Source organism: Methanosarcina thermophila TM-1 (assembly GCF_000969885.1).
GTDB lineage: Archaea > Halobacteriota > Methanosarcinia > Methanosarcinales > Methanosarcinaceae > Methanosarcina > Methanosarcina thermophila.
Map to the genome: position 1 here is coordinate 1,389,608 of NZ_CP009501.1, position 17,737 is coordinate 1,407,344.

The following is a 17,737-nucleotide window of genomic DNA, read 5'->3' on the forward strand; positions in this document are numbered from 1 at the left end:
AGAGAGCAATATCACTATCATAATTATTATATTCAGCTATATTGAAATTTTTGGCTTCTCTCATATATTTAATATCCGAAATCCATTTTCTTTTGTTTTCATATATTATCAATCTCATACTATTTATTAAAAATTATAAAAATGACAATTTAAAACGTTATATTTTACGGAAATTTGTGATCTCAAAAGTGGATTCTTTAAAGACTGCTTTAAAAAATGAATTGTTTAAAACCGATTTTAAAGGTTATTTAAAAATATCTTTAAAACTGCCAGATACTCAAGAAAAAACGTAAATAGGGAGTGGGATAGCTGTGACCAAAGCAGTAATTGTTGAATTGAGAGCACCTTTCGGTTCTTCCATAGAATCATATAATGGTCTCAACGGATATTGCCAAGATACCGGGTTTTGAGATTGATCCTGAGTATATGCCAGTACCGGTCAAACCTACAGAGGAAACTGCAAGGGCTCTTGCAGCTGTAAATGAGGAATATATGGACTGATGCTCCCATCGAGCCTTTTGTAATAGATTGCGATTCTGCCACTCCAAAGGGGACAATTCAGGATGTGGCAAAATATCTCGGTTGTGACCGACTGTGGGATATGGGTGTTAAAGGACAGAGAATTGTGATAGGAATCTGTGATAGTGGGGTCGATAAATCGAAGATTCCTGCTGTTATAGGCGGCTGGTCTTCCATGTCTAGCTCTCCTCCGGGAACAGCTACTATAGAGCACGGAATGATGTGTGCCACAGATGCACTTGGTATGTGTCCGGAAGCAAAAATATACGATCTCGGGATTACAAAGAAACCAACAGCTTTCGGTAAGATTTCCGATGCTATAGCTGCTTACGAGTGGGCGATCGAACAGCATAGAAGGGACGGGACCCCGCATATACTGTCCAATAGCTGGGGGATATACCAAAAGTCCTGGGCACCCGGTTACGCTACGAACCCTGAACATCCCTTTACCAGAAAAGCCGTAGAAGCAATTGATACCGGGATCATTGTAGTCTTTTCGGCTGGGAATTGCGGAATAAAGTGTCCTTATGATAAATGTGGTTCGGACACCGGGCCCGGGAAGAGTATTTGGGGAGCCAACGGGCATCCAAGAGTGATAACTGCAGGCGCAGCCAATATATTGGAGGAGTGGATAGGATGCACCAGTCAGGGGCCGGCAGCCCTTGATCCCAGGAAACCGGATTTCTGTGCTCCGAGCCATTTTAAAGGGTACTTTAATGTAGATGATGGGACATCAGCAGCTACTCCTGTTTGCGCAGGAGTTATCGGGCTCCTGAAATCTTTTGATCTCACATTAACCCATGATGAAATTAAAGGGATCCTGCAGAAGACTGCAAAGGACTTCTGCGGCAATGGTTGGAACGCGAACTCTGGTCATGGAATGATTCAAGCAGAGCTGCCTTCAATAAGGTAGCCGAAAGATCACCATCCATCCTCCGTGGAGCATGATAAAACCAGAGGTCTGAGTTAAGAGGTCAAACCAGCCGGGAAACTAATCAGGCTAAGAGGAAATGGATTATGGCTAAAAGTGTTATTGTCGAGCTGAGAGCACCGGCTAACTTTTCTATGCAGGAAGCCCTTGATTCGGATGTTGCAAAGCTCCCTGGCTTCAAAATCGACCCGGAATGCGGACCTGTTCCTGTTAGCCCATCGAAAGAGACAGTTAAGAATCTGGAAATCGAGAATGAGAAAGTATTTTTGATACGGGGAACTGTTGAGGAGGAAAAAGAGGAAGAACTAAAACGGCTTCCTGATGTGCTTAAAGTCTGGAACGATACTCAAATAGAACCTTTTTAATAATTTTTCCCCCCCTTCAACACGGCAAACTCCCGATCTCATTATGGGCAAGCTGTATTAGTACACTGCATCCAATATTAATGCGATTATAATACCCTACTAAGACAGCTCATCGCTCTATTAAACAGATACAAAATGATCTATAGAGCCATTGCAATGCCCAAGAAGGGATCTGGAGGAGCTTTCTTAATGAGTCTGGCAGAGTGACCTGGGCAGCTCTGACAGAGCGATCTTAGCAAATCCAATATAAATTGGAAAGATGGAGATATATTTATGATAATGAATTTTAAAGGCAAGAGCCCGAAAATTTCAGAAACTGCTTTTATTGCCCCTTCAGCAGACATTATAGGGGATGTTGAAGTCGGGGGCTTTTCAAGCATATGGTTTAATGCCGTGCTTCGTGGAGACAGGAATAAAATAAAAATCGGTAATCGTACAAGTATCCAGGATAATGTGGTAATTCATGCAAACCCTGAGAATGGAGTTCAGATAGGAAATGAGGTAAGTGTCGGGCACGGAGCTGTACTTCACGGGTGCCGAATAGAAGACAATGTGATTATAGGAATGAACTCTACAGTATTAAACGGAGCTGAAATAGGAAAAAACTCCATAGTAGGTGCGAACGCACTTATTCCAGAGGGAAAGAAATTTCCTGAAAAAAGCCTGATTATTGGAGTTCCGGGCAAGGTTAAGAGGAAAATCGAGACATCCGAAATTGAAGCCATAGCAAAAAACGCTGCAGAATATGTTGAGTTTGTCAGGGAGTACAGAGAAGAAGTAAAAGCAAGGAATCGTTGAGTAAATAGGTTTTGTCAGACGCCTGTTCTGGATATAGGTCATCCACCAAAAAACCAGTGCTTATGCATAGAAGAGATGAAAAATAATGCCACAATCCAGATCTCTTTAGTTCCCTCTTTAATACTTTAAGGTGCATACAGAACAGTACGATTAGACATGGAGATGGAACAGAAATGAAAAATATAAATATTATATATTATGGAAAAGTTAAGCAGGCAAACATATACGAAAGCATGTTTGAATATGTAAAATCTTCTGCCCCTGTGGATTGTGAGACAGATTACATTGAAGGTTTGCCTGAATATTTTGTGGGAGAGTGGGAGGCAGCAACGGATAGCGTTGCGTTTTTTGGGTATGACCCTATGAAAGATGCAGGAGAAATCGAGATCGATGGGCAAAGTTATACCCGTATAAGCCGGGGGGAAGACGAAATCAGTTATGTACCCACTGATAGCCTGTCAGAGACTCTGTATGTTATTTACCACCGCAACCACAATACTCGAAGCTGTAGCTGCACCGGTGAAATCTTCCAGACAAAAGAAGAAGCTGAGAAGAGAGCAAATGAGCTTGTAGGAAAAAGCGGTCTCTCCTGACCTTTCTTACTACTGAAAATTTAAAAGTAAAACCTGACTTAAAAGTAAAACCAGAATATATCCTGTAATTCTACTAGTTTCGGAATAAAATTAAAAAAAGTTTATACGTTTCCTGAAACTGCATTCCGCAGGCAGGTTTCCCAGTCTTCAGGATGATCTATATTATCACACTGCCACTCAAACTCACGCCTTGCAAGCCTGATGGTTGCGCGTGCCCTTTTGAGCGGAACCAGCTCTTTTCCTACATCACCTATACCACCAACATCAAGGCAGCTTACGATGTCAATCAAAAACATTTCCAGGCTTTCCGGTGGTATCGGTTCATTTCTTGCATGGATTTCTGCACATTTTGCGAGATATTCTGCAAGTACGCTTATCAGTTTCGCGTCACGCATATTCTAACTCCTTCATACGATAAGTGTCAACTCACCTTGTCACACAGGGTTTCAGACTTTTTTCACAATCACAATGACAGGATATTTGTAAAAATGCAGACATATCTTCCTGAATTCAGCCCAGGATATCATTTAATTCTGATTTTCCAGGGACAGCACCTTAAACAGCAATTAAAAATATGTGTTTTCGGATGCTTAAAGTTTTCTAAATAATCGTATTTGGGAGAAACTATAAACGTTCGAGTTCCAGCCGGATGCTTGCAAGATCATATAGAATACTCTTTCAATTACTGTAACATTCAGCCATATTCACATATCCTGCTCTTTAATCGACTGCTCCATTACAAATCTCTCCTTTTACTGTGTAGCTGTCTGCATTGCCCGGACACCTGATACCTGAGCGTTTAGACACTTGATGTACTTGAGCGTTTAAATTCATCTATATATCAATTCATCTGTATATTTAACCTGCAGCACGAAGCAAGAATATCGCGTACTATGGGCACAGGCTGGATAGAGCTATGCAAAGCATTTTAGGATATGATCAGAGAAAGAACACACCCGGAGTTGTAATGTTAGCAGCAGTAATCAAACTTAATCAAGTTCAGGGGTAGACACAACGGAGATTGAATATTGTTCAAATAATCATAGAACAAACCTTTTGCTTTTTTGTATATTTTCTTTAATATTCTATAATTATTAAATCTAAGGAAAATTTATTCTATTAGGATTATATAGGCTCTGAGAATTAAATAAATTCGCAATTATTAACAAATATTATCTTCGACTTGAAAATAAAAGTGTAAATTCTCTATAATTTTGGCGTTTAAAGAGGCTGGAATGTTAACTGAGAGTGAAATTTTTGCCAACGAGACTTATATAATCGATCTTTTGAGGAAGACAAAAAGAGAAGGAATTAGAGATTATATTCATTATCTCAAAAACTCGGACTTCTTTATTGCCCCCGCAAGTACAAAATATCACAGGAATTATCCTGGCGGGCTTGCAGAACATTGCTTAAACTTATTGGAGCCCCTTAAATTATCTAACTCTCGCCTGAAAAGGGATGAGCAGCTTCCTGAAGACTCTCTAGTAATCACTGCTTTATGTCATGATGTTTGCAAGGAAGGGTTATACATTGGAGAATATGGAAACTATAGAACGCTAGAAGGACATCCAGCTAATAACAAACATTCGACTCTATCTATTGAAAGAATTAAGAGGTACATAAGACTCACACGCATAGAGAGGGATGTAATCCTGTATCATATGGGGCTTTTCTCATGTTACGAGTATGGTATGGAGTATACCCCGGAAGATTTGATGAAAGCTATTAAAAGACATCCTCTCGTACAGATTTTTGCGGCTATTGACATGGAAGAAACCCACTGGCAAAGGTGAAATGAATGCATCCATCTTTATCAGGATAAGCTTTTCTTTTGAGGATTAGACCCTCTTCTATACACAAAGTATTACGTTGACCCCCAGCCACTAAGTTCTCAAACAATGATAAAATTCGCAGTTCTAACCTGATCCGCAATACCTGAAGAATCTTCTTTTAGCAAAGATTTGGTTTGTATTCTTTTTATTATATTAGAGTAATAATGTATCAAAGGTGGGCAATTAAATTGGATAAAGCGATAAGCATTAGAATCAAGCATTTAAAATCCGGAAAATAACCTGCTAACACAGGAGTAAAACACCACCTGATGCCAGCAAGGAATTCCAGAAAAAGGATCAAGCATGGGGGAGGAAGGTTATGCAAGCAAGTGATACTGAAGTCCAGAGCATTTTAGGAAATGTGAAATACCCTGCAAATAAGAAGCAAATTATCGAGGAAGCCAGAAAGCAGAATATCAGTGGCGACACAATGCTGACTCTTGAAAACATTCCAAATCGCGAATATTCCAGCTCTGATGATGTCATCCATGAATTCGAAGGCTTTCAAAAAGCTGTAGAGGTTTTCCATACCAGGAAATATCCTGCATCGAAGCAGGAGCTTATCAACGAAGCCAGAAATCTTCATGTCCGTGGCGCAATATTAAGGGCTCTTGAGGCAGCCCTGACAAAGAATACTCCAGTCCCACTGAGGTACTCAACGAATGCAGAGCCAGGCTTCAGAGCAGGAAATCTGGCTTAGAATAAAACCACACGAAAAATAATAAGGAAGAAAGGAGAAGAAGTGAAAAGAAAAACCGTAATTTAAGCTCAGATCAGCCAGTATCCTGAAGTTTTGAGGGTGATTTCCCTCGAATTCTCTCTAAAAATATGTAAATATATTAAAAAAACTAATTATCTGCGCTGATTAAATAGCCGATTTTTTACTTTCTTTTCAAACAATGTTCTTTTTCATCTTGTCAAACAATATTTTTATCTTCTTGTCAATAATGATTTTTCATCTTCCTGTCAAGCATTTATTCTTCATCGTCTTGTCAAATAATGACTCTTCATCTTCTTGTCAAACAATTGATTTTTCATCTTCTTGTCAAACGATGAATCTTGACTCTTCATCGTCTCTTATCAAATAATTGATTCTTTGCCAAGTTTACGAAGGATAGAATTCTTGAGATTTAAAGCACTTTTGTCGTTAGCATTGATTCTTAAGGCGTTGTCTACTGCAGAGAGTGCTTGCTGGTATCTTCCGAGTTCAAAAAAGATAGATGCCTTATTAAACCAGGTCTCAAGCTTGTTGGGATTCTTTCGTAGCGCTTTATCAAGTGCTTTTAGGGCTTTTTCAGGCATACCAAGCATATAAAGGGTAGAACCTTTGAAGCTCCAAACATCTTCATTTTTAGGATTAATTTCCAGGGACTTATCAAATGCCTCCAGTGCTTCAGCATACCTGCCAAGCATATAAAGTGCAGAGCCCCGATACCACCAGATGTCCGCATCCTGAGGGTTAATCTCAAGGCTCTTATCAAGTTTTTCAAGCGCTCTGGCATATTTATCTGGTTCATAAGCCTGCTGGTCTCCACGCTCCCAGGTACCGGATTTTTCGGGATAGAGATATGGGAGATTGTTCAACTCTTTAATCAGGCTTTCATTTTCAAGTGTAGATATTACAGTTTTATATTCCTGAATCTCCATATCATCTGGATAAACTGCCAGGATCTCATTAAGTACATCCAGTCCCTCTTTGTATTTTCCAAGCCTGAATAGGGCAAAAGCCTTGAGTTTCAGTGCATACTTATAGTTTATATTATCACTTTCTGTCCATAGAGACAAGTTTTCCCCGGGGATCTCCTTTGGTATAGTTTCCAGAGCTCGGTCAAAGGTTTCTATCGCAATATTATATTTGCCAGTTTTGTAAAGAAGCGTACCTTTAATCAGCAATGCTTCGGTAAAGTTCTGGTTTTCATCTATTTCTCTGTCAAGAAATGATAATATTTTATTAATGGTAAAACTGCTCTCGTTTTCTAACGAGAATGCTTCATCCTTCATAAAAGACCCGATCATGTCAATGATTTCCTGATCATTTTTCCTACTTTCACTTACCCCTGACCCGGGAAATTCTTCATAGTACAACGAGCTTTTCTCTGACTGCTTGAATTCATGATTTTTATCTATCTCAGTCATAATACCAGAACCTGACAATTTAGATATAAGTAGTCACTACAATCCCACACCGAACTGGATTCACTGGCTTTAAACCTGCATTAATTCCCTTTAACCCTCACAATCTCTCTTTAACCCAATAATCTCCCATGAATATATATCTGCAATGTAATACACAAAGATACTTTTTGAAAAGAGACATTGGGAAAAGTAGACTTTCATGGCCAAAAGGGTTAGATCCATCCAATTAACGAATATAAATATATTTATATCATCTTTTTCTTTATACCTGAGTTCTATCTCCCATTCACCATAAAGTATTGGTGAAGAAGCCCGGAATCCTGCATTGTTCACGAGATTTCCCTATCAGTCTCTTCATTTATGCTCCCCAAGCATACTGATTTAAAGAAAGATCAGAAACCTCCAGACATTTTTCCAGGCATTCATTTGAGAGATGGGACCACCAACTACGAAGCATAGTATATTAGAACCTATTTTAAATTATTTATATCAAAAGTTAGTTTCGAGTAAAAAACACTTTGATATGAAGTACTTTAAGCCCATTGTAAGCTTTTCATATATTTACTTTTTTTATAAATCGATTATTTTTAATAACATTAAAATTTTTAATATTATATAATTTTTCAATTACATCAAAAATTCAAATCTGAAACAATGTTTCGTATCGATTATGATATATATAACTGGCTCATTATAAAGGTACAGATTAAGAGTAATAGGGTTTCCTCTTAATCCTTGGGTTGGATCGCAGGTAGGATCTGAGAATAGGGACTCAGACCCTACCATCTACTTCTAGATTGATTTTACAGAAATATTTGCTCATTTTATAATATACCTGTTTGAGTCTCATGTTTTAGTGTTGCTTAAAGGCTTTACTCATCATAAATTCATATGAAAAACAAAGTGAGTGAAGCTTTAGTGAATATAGGAGCACAGATTAATCCTGCTGATTATTGTTCAAAAGCACAGGTTCTTGTTAACTCTACTAACATAACTCTACTAACATTGAACCTTATTTTGAGTTCCGTGCCTTTACATCTTTTTTGATCGCTCGTAGAACATTGTCGCATGAAATGAAAGATGGTCAAGTTATGCAAACCAGAGTTGAATATACATCTCCTTGCAATCCGGTCACATGTATTAATGGCTTTTGAGACTAATCGTTAAAGTTTAGGATTAATGGTTAAAGTTTAGAACTAATTGTTAAAATTAGAATAGAAAAATTAAATAGAAGAGTATAAACAGATGCGAGGGGTGCGATTCGAACGCACGAACTCCTACGAGACTAGGCCCTCAACCTAGCGCCTTTGACCTGGCTGGGCAACCCTCGCATAACGGTTATGAAATAAAGAATCTGAAAAATTTTTTACAAAAGTATATAGAAGATATGTAAAAAATCGATTCTTTAAGATTAGCTGATTTTGAAATTAATAGTTACAAGATTAACAGATTAAAATATTTAGTGCGAGGGGTGCGATTCGAACGCACGAACTCCTACGAGACTAGGCCCTCAACCTAGCGCCTTTGACCTGGCTGGGCAACCCTCGCATCTAGTTTTAATTCTGTTATCAAAGCAATTTTATTCTGGTAATCCGGCGCGCTTTACGCCTTGCACTCCCTCACAATATCATGGATAATATATAAACATTTCGAGTCGTATAAGTCATTCTGCGTAAGTTATAGACTTTAGTAAAGCAGATGGTCCTTTTTTATTCAGTTGCAATGCACAGCGGCATAGAAAGATCAAATAAATCAGGCGCAAAAGCCCTAAGAAGCCCGTATATTGAAATGTTTATGACTCTACAAAGCCTCAGTAAAAAGTTAAGTTTTGGGCCCGTCCGAGTTGCAGCTCAGAACTGGTTCAGAATGCCCAGGATTTCTTCGGCTTTGCCTTTGATCACATTTGCCGCATTAAGTGCGAGATCTTTGGCTGTATAAGAACCATCGGACTCCATTGTAAATACAAAAGCGCTTTCGTCGTAGCCAATCTTTATCGCATGAATATCACAGACCTGCTCACAGAGCCTGCAAAGTGAGCATTTGAGAATATCTTCCTCAGAAACTCTAGCACCTGATTCCTCAAGCTGTATAATGCCTTTCGGGCACTCAGCTGCACAGTGTCCACATGCATCACAATTCTGAATGTTGATAATAGGCACATTCTTGTAGCCGCAAGCGATCCCTGCCTGCCATCTAGCGCTGTCCCTGCCGTAACCCATGTGAGCAATAGCTTCAAGCACAAGCTTTTGCCCCTTTTTCAGCTCGACAATCGGTATATTTAGATCAGCTGGCTGTATCTTCGGGTCAGAAGAGATAAGGTCCCGTGAATAAACCACGCCAGGACCCTCTGCACTGAGGGTTAAGGAAACCTCGCAGGCAGGACAGCCTTCTCCTCCGCAGACATCGCATTCTGCCTGTGGCACATACGCCTCCAAATCCGTTACAAGCGGGATTAAGGACAGGCGTAGAGCCAGCTGCTCATCATAGAGTACCGAGGTATTGTCATAAATGTTCACATACTCGATCGCAAGCGTTGGCACATCTGCGATCATGGCACGCCGAATGCCGTTGGCAAAAGCGGTGCTAACTCTTGAGAGCACGAATTTTGCAGATCTGTCCGATAACTCCAGAATGTCTACTTCCATCGTCATATACCTTAATTTCCCTTATAGTTTAATGCATTCAAAAGAGAGAATTTTAGGAAAATTCCCTGAAAATTTCTCTTATACACGTCTTCCGCCTTTCGGTCTAGTACCATCATGCGGGACAGGAGTAACATCTTCAATCCTGCCAATTCGAATTCCTGCTCTTGCAAAAGCTCGGATTGCAGCCTGAGCGCCAGGACCGGGGCTTCTCTGCTTGTTTCCACCTGGGGCTCTTACCTTGATATGGATGCCATTGATACCCTTATCCCTGAGCTGATCAGCAAGCTGGCTTGCCATCTGCATGGCAGTATAAGGAGAGCTCTCGTCTCTTGCAGCTTTTACAATCATACCACCTGAGGACTTTGCAATGGTCTCAGCCCCTGTGATATCGGTTACAGTAATAATTGTGTTGTTAAACGAAGATTTGATGTGAGCTACAGCCCATTTCATGTCTGCCATGGTTATTTCCTCCCTCCTTTCTTCTTCTTTCCGCCGCCTCTTTCAGAGGCTCTCTCTTTAGCCTGTCTTGCTTCGGCTGCAGCCTTTAAAGTTGTGGTCTCTGCAAGGGCAGACGCCACCTGCACAGGTCTTTCAGGGTGAGATTCGCTAGCAAGCGGAGAGGTCCCATAATATCCTATATGCATCTCATCTTCCTTAGAGACAAGCATTCCTGGCACAGTAGCTCTTCTGCCGTTTATTGCGATGTGTCCATGAGTGATAAACTGGCGCGCCTGGATAATGGTTCTGGCGAGCCCGAGGCGGAGAACCTGGGTCTGGAGTCTCCTTTCAAGGATATTTTCAGTTTTTAAGGAGAGGATGTCGTCAATTTCTGCATCCGGTTTGATAATACCATAGCGGATAAGTTTTGAAAGAATTTCTTCAGACTGAGTCTTCTGATGTCCTTCAAGTCCTCTTTCCTGAGCGTTTGCAGCGCTTGCAAGTAATTTCCTGGCTTCGGTCCTGTACATTCTGAGCATACTGGCTGCTTTCCAGACTTCTCTCTTATTTCTGAGGCCGTATGCCTTTATAAGCTGGACTTCGGATGCCATCCTGGCTTCCTGCCAGGGGTGCCTTGGAGTCTCGTAACTTTTACTTTTCTTACCTGGATATGCCATTAAAAACCACCTCAACCAGAAAATCACTTCTTCCTGCTGACACCGACAGTTGCTCCGCGGCGACCAGTGGATTTTGTCCTCTGTCCTCTGACCTTAAGGCCCCTTTCGTGCCTGAGACCTCTGTATGCACGAATCTTTTTAAGGATGTTAATATCTTCCCTGAAGGTCAATAAAATGTCCGTTCCCAGCAGGTGCTTATCCTGTCCTGTTGCCAGATCTTTCCGCCTGTTCAACATCCAGGAAGGAACGATTTCCTCAATTCTCCCGATTGCATCGTCAAGTTTTGCCACTTCTTCTTCTGGCAGATATCCAAGTGTAGCAGTAGGGTCTACCCCTGCGCCCTTTGCAATAAGTCTAGCAGTGCGCCTCCCTATTCCCGGGATGCCTGTAAGGGCGTACTCTACAGGTTTTGCCCCCTGCAGGTCGGTATTCATAATCCGAACAAGATGCCTTAATTCTTCATTATTCTTTTCTTCTACCATATACTCTCTCCTGAGGAATGCATACAGCATCCTGTAGCCCCTGATCGAATACCCTTAAAGAATACGCGAAAAAGTCAGGAGCAGCTCTCTCTATAGGAGCTTCTTTACAGCATATACTGATGAGTCACTTTACATGCATTTACCATTATATAAGGGTATCTGCACTGGATCTATTACTGGATATGATCTTCTGCCTGGATAAAAAACCTACAGACAATTTCCATAGAAAAACAATGGAATATAGAAAGAAAAATCCAGAGAAACTTAAGAATACGAAAGTAAGAATAGTAAGACGCCGAGGGGGAGATTCGAACTCCCGAGGGGCAAAGCCCCACAAGCTCTCCAGGCTTGCGCCCTACCACTAGACTACCTCGGCATAGAGGTTAATAAGCAACTTAATTTTAACACAACTTTAACTTATTAAACGACTTATACCATAACGGAATAGTGATATATAAACTTTATTCTAAGAAAGGAGTGTTTAAAAAGAGTTTTAGAGGTCAGGGCTTAAACATTATCTCCTTTTTTAACCCAACCTTTCGGGTAAGTTCCGGTTTCCATTATAACTCGGATCGAGGTTGCTGCAAACCCTGTAGAGGCTTTAAGAATATCCTCTGTACTCATTTCAGCTTTTGCAAGGGCAACGAGTTCACCTTTAAGCGTAAATAGTGCTGTAAGATTCCCTTTTTTAAGGTTTGCATCAAGGCTTGTGATGCCAGGAACTGCCAGAGCGGCGCCGGAGCAGACGGCATCCACTGCACTGTCCCGCATGACGATTTTGGGAAGGTGGGCTACAGCGGTTTCCATTGGCATGATTACCCGTCGGAGTTCAGACTCGTCACCATCTTCTTTCCAGAATACGTATGCATCTTTCAGATCCTGAAGCGTTATAAGTGTCTCCTCAGTAAAAGGTCCTGCCTTTGTTCTCCTGAGTTCCTGCATATGCCCGCCGCAGCCAAGAGCAAGCCCTATATCATGGCAGAGTTTCCTGATATAAGTCCCGGCTTCGCAGCCTACGCGAAAGAGCACTGAACTGCCTTCAATCTCAAGCACCTCGAGATAATAAATCGTCCTTATCCTGATAACTCTCTTGACAGCGGATTTAACAGGAGGCATCTGGTAGATAGGTCCCGTGAATTCCTCACAGACTTCCCTTATCCGTTTTTGAGGCATTTCCTTATGAAGCTTCAGAAGGCAGATATATTCCTTTCCTGAAAGGCGCAGAGCAGGGACTGCCTTTGTAGCCTTTCCGAGTAAAATAGGCAAAAGCCCCGTAACCTTGGGATCAAGCGAGCCTGCATGCCCTGCCGTGCTCACACCAAGAATAGCCTTTACCCAGGCTGCAACTTCATGGCTTGTCGGTCCAGCTGGTTTATCGATATTTACAACGCCTTTCTCAATGTATTCGAGGATTGGGCGTTTCTCAGGATAGGAACCATAAGATGGATTCGTCCAGGCACGGGACTTCTGGATCAGAATTCTTTCAGCTTCGGATGGCAATTTGCCGGCAGATGACATAGTTTTTCAAAAACTCCTGAATTGGATGAATAAATGTAAAACATCATTATGCTGAATACTCATAATCGCTTTAATATATCAAGTTATATCAGGTTCCGGCAAATAAAACTCTACGCTTTATATAAAAATCCAGCCTTTGATAGAGCCCGCAGGAAATTATTCTGGTCCCATAAGAGAATCGATAGCTGTCCTGAGAATGTCAAAAATCTGGTACTGGTTCCATTTCTCGGAGTCAATAATGATATCATAAATCGAAAGGTCACTTATATCAATATTATAATAATTCATATAACGGAGAGCTTCGGATTTTTCTCTCTCGACTGTTTTTTTAAGCTCTTCATCAAAAGATGAGGCTTTCTCCCGCTTCAGGATACGTTTTACTCTGACATGTAATGGAGCCTTTATCCAGATTTTGAGCACATTAGGGACGTCTTTAGCCATGTGACCGGCAAGCCTGCTTTCGAGAATCAGATTTTCCTGACTGTGGATAACAGCTCTCTGATTCTTATCAATAGCCAGGTCAATTGAAGGATCTTTTTCAGCCATAGCTCCGAATTCTGCCAGGCTGATCCCTTTTTCCTTTGCAATTTTCCTGAAAACCTCACCTGAGGAGATCAGCTCAAGCTCATAGTATTCGGCAAGAAGTCTTGAGATTGTTGTCGTCCCACTTCCAGGAAGCCCACTAACTGTTATCCGCATCAGACCCCACCGATATTCAGTGCCTTTCTGATAAGCTGGCTAACCCCTAGAGAAGAGATAAAGTACCAGTATATCCAGTGCTGGAAGACCCAGAAAGCCTGAGAAGTCAGCAGCTGTTCACCCCAGAAAGGAAAAACCATAGTAGCATTCCCATGCCCGCTAATGTAGTAATAAGCCCACATGAAAAGAGGAAGGGAAATGATACTGATATAAGCCATTGGCTTGAACTGCTGCTTGGACATTTTCATCTGATCTTCCATCATTTCCTTACGCTGTTCATCAAGTTTTTTCAGCATATAGGTATTCTGGGAAAGTTGTGCCTCCCTGAATTCCTTCTGGAAAACCTTCACGCGTTCCTGAGTACTCCTCATGAGTTCCCAGTCAATTGTATACTTCTGGATAAGGGATGCATAAACAGCAGTAATAGCCGCCATTACAAAAAGAATTAGATGAAAATTCTCCTCTCCGACCAGAGCAAGTATGGGATTCATTAAAATCCCGACAAATTCCCCGACAGCTGTCCTGAAACCCTGTCCGAGAACCATAATTCCAATCATAAGGGAAAAACCTAGAGCCAGCAGAAACCGGTCTATTTGATTTTTTAGTGCCTCTGAAACCAAGATGTCCTCACCATTCAGGTTCAATAATTATTCTGAGATCTTCAAACATAGAAGAATTCCATTAAATAAAGCTCGACAAGCTTAGATTATTGTAAAGTTCTGATAAATCAGCTCGATTACGGAGCCGGTTTTAAATGATAACGCAAATTGTTCTGCTTAATAAGGATCGATGTATATATAAGTTATACTATTCTAGAAATTCAATTGACCCGACACTGTTCTATGAAATCCAATTAACATGATACTGTTGACCTGAAAGCGTGGAATCGCTCGATTAAAAGCGCTGAGCTGAAACCGTTGCACTGCAACCCTTTTACGAAAAGGCTCGACCGAAAACTTTTTTCTAAAAATTTTGATCAAAAATCGACATGACAGCGTGATAAACCGGCGCAACGGTTTCGCTCAAGCATTTTTTCAAAAGGCTTGTGATCAAACTTTTTTCCAAAAAGTTTGTGGTCAAGCAGTTTTTTGAAAAGGATTGCTGTGAAAAGGATTTTGGGGCAGAGGGTATCTTCGAATATTCTCATAAATTACCATAAATACATTCAACTTGAGAACAAGAGATTGAATTTAAGTATATTACAGGAAAGCGGGACCAGAGAGCTTCAGAACCCTGAAAATCCAGAGTAAAAAGATTTTCCGGATTAGTTACATTTTTACTAGAATTCTAATTTTATATGCTGTACATATTCTGTTAGGTACTTTCGACAGGTATCTATGCAGCAGGAGATATTCCACTTCCAGCAATTAAAGATACGTGCCGTCAAGTTTTTCCAGAACTTTTTTTCCTTCACTTGTCAGCGTGTATTTTTTCCATGTGGTCTTATCAGGAGTTAAACACTGGATTAAGCCTTTACTCTCAAGTTCCTTTAAAGCATGGCTGATATTCTGTGTAGATCGGCTCGCCTCATGGGCAATACTCGAAGCACGAACAAAAGTATGCCTTTTCATGGAATCCATAAGAATCAAACGGCGGTCAACACTGATAACCCAGTTAACCAGTTCATCGATTGAGTTTTCAGTCATATTACAGCTTCTCCGTCGTATAGTTCTTGTTGACATAAACAGCCGCATATTATTTAAATACTAATTGTTTGAATCAAAAGGAGAAGAAAGAAGCGGAGGCTTTTTATTTGACATGCCTAGTGAAGAAAAAATAGAAAAGCTAAGGACTTAATAAAAGAAAAAGAAAAGGGAAATGAAGGCTTCATGCAAATTTCGCAAGGATTGCCTTTATATCTTCAAAAACCTCATCTATGCCTTTGGTGCCATCAAGAGATACCAGGAGACTCTTTTTTGCGTAATAATCAATAAGCGGCTGAGTCTGCCTTTTATAAACAGTAAGGCGATTCTTGACAGCCTCTTCTTTGTCATCGTCCCGCTGGAAAAGTTCACCGCCGCAAACATCACAGATACCCTCCTTTCTCGGTGGGTTGAAGGTTCTGTGATAGCTCGCGCCGCAGTTACCGCACATAAGACGGCCGCTTACTCTCTCGACAAGTTCTTCATCAGGCACTTCAAGGTTGAGGACAACATCTATAGGCTTGTTGATCTCATCAAGGATGGTTGCAAGAGCATCAGCCTGGGGTATAGTCCTTGGATATCCATCAAGGATGAAGCCTTTTTCACAATCCTTTTCCTTCAGACGGTTCTTAATAATCCCTATAAGCACCTCATCAGGAACAAGTTCTCCTTTATCCATATATTCCTTTGCTGCAAGCCCAAGCTCGGTTCCTTCCCTAACATTCGCCCGCAAAATATCCCCTGTGGAGATCTGCGGGATTCCGTAGAAATCAACCATTTTTTTGGCCTGGGTACCTTTTCCGGCACCCGGGGGCCCAAAGATTATTATATTCATTCGAAAATCCCTGTGTCCGTATCCTTTTTAGTTTATTACTTTACACCTAACTCGATTCCTTTTCAAACTCAAAAGACCCTTACTGCTCCCCGAAGAAGGAACGGATCATCGGGTGCATTTCCATCATCTGCTCGGATGCTATATCCTCGTACAGTCTATACACGATACTCACAGTAAGCAGCAGCCCTGTACCGCCAGCACCTCCAATGGTACCTAGCAGACTTGCAACCAGCGTAAGAATTCCTATGAAAGCTCCACCTATTACGGTTACTTTCGGGATATAACGCTGCATGACCTTTTCAATACTGCCGATGTTCCGCCTGAAGCCTGGGATCTGCATGCCAGAATTAAATATCTTCTGGGCTGTAGGCTTTGCACCCATGCCTGTAGTCTCTATCCAGAAGAGGGCAAAGACAATCCCGCCTCCAATAAGGAAAAGCGCATCTATGAAAACATGAAGTGCAATCTGCCAAGTAGCAGGCGCAGCAACCCCATAGCTTGCAAAGGACTCCCGCACGAGAGATGGAATCCAGTCATAGGGGCTGTTTATTGGAGCAAGATAATACATAATCCCGTTAAGCGGTGTTGACCCACTGAACTCACCAAGGAAATTAATTCCCCGACTTGAGAGAATAATCCCTACCATCTGGATATTAGCTTGAAGAGCGCGGACAAGGATCATTGGCAGCACTGAGGAATATATAAGCTTGACAGGGAAGCGCCCCCTTGCACCTCTTACTGCGCTGTGAGCGAGAGGGATTTCAATCCTCGTACTCTCAACATATACCACAAGCAGGAAAATAGCAACCGTGCTCAGAAGCGCCAGAATTCCTCCTCTGATCAGCATGAACATCACGCCTTCTCCAGAAAAGAGATAATCTGCCCCGACATTCTGGGCGATGTAAACCCATTTAGGAATCAGCCCTATGGGGAGCCCTGTTTCATCAGGTTGCCAGTTTAATATTCCTGTAACAATCTGCTGGGAGATCCCCGCAACAATGAAAAGCCCGACTCCTGACCCGATACCCCACTTAGAAACCACCTCATCCATGAATAGGATCAGTGCACCTCCAATAAAGATCTGGACAAGGAGCAGGAAGGTGATTACTCCCAGGCCTACACCAAGAACAGAAGCAAGCCCTGGATCTGGCTGGATATACCCACCAAGTAGCTGCGGCAGAGCCTCCAGCACGATCATAACAAACACAAGGAACTTCTGAGCTCCCTGGAAGAATGCCTGGTCTCTGGGATCCGACAGGTCCAATTTAATAATTTCTGCTCCAACAAGAAGTTGCAGGACAATCGAAGCCGTGACAATGGGCCCGATACCTAGAAGAATAAGGGATCCAGACGCACCTGCAAAGAAGGCACGGTAAGATTCAAAAAGGTCAACCGAATCCTGGGACATCCCAAAGAGCGGTACATTTGCCAGAGCAAAGTACAGCATAAGGACTCCCAGAGTCCACCAGAGCTTATCCTTAAAATGGACATGTTTTTCCGGACTTGCTACTGCAGGTAACTTGTTAAAAAACGGTTCTAACGTATCCCTGAGAGTCATCGATTACACCATTCAAAATACAATTTACTTATAATTTTTAAAATGTTAGATTACGTTTTACCGTA

The 17,737-nt window shown here is 41.4% G+C and carries 21 protein-coding genes and 3 tRNA genes; 7 read left to right on the forward strand and 17 right to left on the reverse strand.

Going from position 1 to position 17,737, the window contains the following annotated elements; translation table 11 throughout:
- Positions 1 to 372: 372 nt before the first annotated feature.
- The 5 genes from MSTHT_RS15360 to MSTHT_RS05940 all read left to right on the forward strand — a co-directional run bounded on the left by MSTHT_RS15360 (position 373) and on the right by MSTHT_RS05940 (position 3,206).
- The gene (locus tag MSTHT_RS15360) at positions 373 to 501 is read left to right on the forward strand and encodes a hypothetical protein (protein WP_259274533.1); all 129 of its coding nucleotides are present in this window, start codon (positions 373 to 375) and stop codon (positions 499 to 501) included.
- Positions 482 to 1,432 carry a S8 family peptidase gene (locus tag MSTHT_RS05925; RefSeq protein WP_052721838.1) on the forward strand — a complete coding sequence of 317 codons (951 nt, stop codon included), beginning with the start codon at positions 482 to 484 and terminating at the stop codon, positions 1,430 to 1,432. Before MSTHT_RS15360 ends, MSTHT_RS05925 begins: the two co-directional genes overlap by 20 nt.
- 104 nt (positions 1,433 to 1,536) lie before the next feature.
- Positions 1,537 to 1,815, forward strand: a complete 279-nt coding sequence (locus MSTHT_RS05930; protein ID WP_048166987.1) for a hypothetical protein — start codon at positions 1,537 to 1,539, stop codon at positions 1,813 to 1,815.
- 273 nt (positions 1,816 to 2,088) lie between these two features.
- Positions 2,089 to 2,613 (forward strand): gamma carbonic anhydrase family protein, encoded by a 525-nt coding sequence (locus MSTHT_RS05935; protein WP_048166988.1) that lies wholly within the window; start codon positions 2,089 to 2,091, stop codon positions 2,611 to 2,613.
- A 173-nt stretch (positions 2,614 to 2,786) separates the two neighbouring features.
- Positions 2,787 to 3,206, forward strand: coding sequence for a hypothetical protein (locus tag MSTHT_RS05940; protein ID WP_048166989.1), 420 nt, complete (start codon positions 2,787 to 2,789; stop codon positions 3,204 to 3,206).
- Positions 3,207 to 3,307: 101 nt separating this feature from the next.
- Here MSTHT_RS05940 and MSTHT_RS05945 read toward each other — a convergent pair whose 3' ends face one another.
- Positions 3,308 to 3,601 (reverse strand): hypothetical protein, encoded by a 294-nt coding sequence (locus MSTHT_RS05945; RefSeq protein WP_048166990.1) that lies wholly within the window; start codon positions 3,599 to 3,601, stop codon positions 3,308 to 3,310.
- Positions 3,602 to 4,441: 840 nt separating this feature from the next.
- On the opposite strand from MSTHT_RS05945, the gene MSTHT_RS05950 reads away from it, so the two are divergent.
- Together MSTHT_RS05950 and MSTHT_RS13730 are read left to right on the forward strand one after the other, a co-directional pair.
- Positions 4,442 to 5,002 (forward strand): hypothetical protein, encoded by a 561-nt coding sequence (locus MSTHT_RS05950; RefSeq protein ID WP_052721839.1) that lies wholly within the window; start codon positions 4,442 to 4,444, stop codon positions 5,000 to 5,002.
- Positions 5,003 to 5,360: 358 nt separating this feature from the next.
- Entirely contained in the window at positions 5,361 to 5,741 is a 381-nt protein-coding gene (locus tag MSTHT_RS13730) for a DUF2795 domain-containing protein (protein WP_052721840.1), read from the forward strand.
- Positions 5,742 to 6,121: 380 nt separating this feature from the next.
- Here the strand turns inward: MSTHT_RS13730 and MSTHT_RS05960 are convergent, their stop codons facing one another.
- The 16 genes from MSTHT_RS05960 to secY all read right to left on the reverse strand — a co-directional run bounded on the left by MSTHT_RS05960 (position 6,122) and on the right by secY (position 17,672).
- Positions 6,122 to 7,177, reverse strand: coding sequence for a tetratricopeptide repeat protein (locus MSTHT_RS05960; protein WP_048166991.1), 1,056 nt, complete (start codon positions 7,175 to 7,177; stop codon positions 6,122 to 6,124).
- 90 nt (positions 7,178 to 7,267) lie between these two features.
- Positions 7,268 to 7,510 carry a hypothetical protein gene (locus tag MSTHT_RS05965; RefSeq protein ID WP_048166992.1) on the reverse strand — a complete coding sequence of 81 codons (243 nt, stop codon included), beginning with the start codon at positions 7,508 to 7,510 and terminating at the stop codon, positions 7,268 to 7,270.
- A 913-nt stretch (positions 7,511 to 8,423) separates the two neighbouring features.
- Positions 8,424 to 8,508 (reverse strand) — tRNA-Leu (locus MSTHT_RS05970).
- Positions 8,509 to 8,640: 132 nt separating this feature from the next.
- Positions 8,641 to 8,725: transfer RNA gene (locus tag MSTHT_RS05975), tRNA-Leu, on the reverse strand.
- A 302-nt stretch (positions 8,726 to 9,027) separates the two neighbouring features.
- Positions 9,028 to 9,828, reverse strand: a complete 801-nt coding sequence (locus MSTHT_RS05980) for a DNA-directed RNA polymerase subunit D (protein ID WP_048166993.1) — start codon at positions 9,826 to 9,828, stop codon at positions 9,028 to 9,030.
- 72 nt (positions 9,829 to 9,900) lie between these two features.
- Positions 9,901 to 10,281 carry a 30S ribosomal protein S11 gene (locus MSTHT_RS05985; protein WP_048166994.1) on the reverse strand — a complete coding sequence of 127 codons (381 nt, stop codon included), beginning with the start codon at positions 10,279 to 10,281 and terminating at the stop codon, positions 9,901 to 9,903.
- Positions 10,282 to 10,283: 2 nt separating this feature from the next.
- Complete coding sequence (locus tag MSTHT_RS05990) at positions 10,284 to 10,937, reverse strand: 30S ribosomal protein S4 (protein ID WP_048166995.1); 654 nt, start codon at positions 10,935 to 10,937, stop codon at positions 10,284 to 10,286.
- Between the two features lie 23 nt (positions 10,938 to 10,960).
- A complete protein-coding gene (locus tag MSTHT_RS05995; protein ID WP_082086782.1) occupies positions 10,961 to 11,449 on the reverse strand; it encodes a 30S ribosomal protein S13 in 489 nt (162 codons plus the stop codon).
- A gap of 263 nt (positions 11,450 to 11,712) precedes the next feature.
- Positions 11,713 to 11,795, reverse strand: a tRNA-Ser gene (locus tag MSTHT_RS06000).
- Between the two features lie 131 nt (positions 11,796 to 11,926).
- Entirely contained in the window at positions 11,927 to 12,937 is a 1,011-nt protein-coding gene (locus MSTHT_RS06005; RefSeq protein ID WP_048166996.1) for an RNA-guided pseudouridylation complex pseudouridine synthase subunit Cbf5, read from the reverse strand.
- Positions 12,938 to 13,093: 156 nt separating this feature from the next.
- Complete coding sequence (gene cmk, locus MSTHT_RS06010) at positions 13,094 to 13,636, reverse strand: (d)CMP kinase (protein WP_048166997.1); 543 nt, start codon at positions 13,634 to 13,636, stop codon at positions 13,094 to 13,096.
- Positions 13,636 to 14,256, reverse strand: a complete 621-nt coding sequence (locus MSTHT_RS06015) for a DUF106 domain-containing protein (RefSeq protein ID WP_048166998.1) — start codon at positions 14,254 to 14,256, stop codon at positions 13,636 to 13,638. The genes cmk and MSTHT_RS06015 overlap by 1 nt, the downstream gene beginning before the upstream one ends.
- Positions 14,257 to 14,612: 356 nt before the next feature.
- Positions 14,613 to 14,783: a hypothetical protein gene (locus tag MSTHT_RS14480; RefSeq protein WP_156149728.1), complete on the reverse strand. Its 171-nt coding sequence runs from the start codon at positions 14,781 to 14,783 to the stop codon at positions 14,613 to 14,615.
- Positions 14,784 to 15,003: 220 nt separating this feature from the next.
- Entirely contained in the window at positions 15,004 to 15,282 is a 279-nt protein-coding gene (locus MSTHT_RS06020) for a sugar-specific transcriptional regulator TrmB (protein WP_048166999.1), read from the reverse strand.
- Positions 15,283 to 15,463: 181 nt separating this feature from the next.
- Positions 15,464 to 16,114, reverse strand: a complete 651-nt coding sequence (locus MSTHT_RS06025; RefSeq protein WP_048167000.1) for an adenylate kinase — start codon at positions 16,112 to 16,114, stop codon at positions 15,464 to 15,466.
- Between the two features lie 79 nt (positions 16,115 to 16,193).
- Positions 16,194 to 17,672: a preprotein translocase subunit SecY gene (gene secY, locus MSTHT_RS06030; protein WP_048167001.1), complete on the reverse strand. Its 1,479-nt coding sequence runs from the start codon at positions 17,670 to 17,672 to the stop codon at positions 16,194 to 16,196.
- Positions 17,673 to 17,737 lie beyond the last annotated feature (65 nt).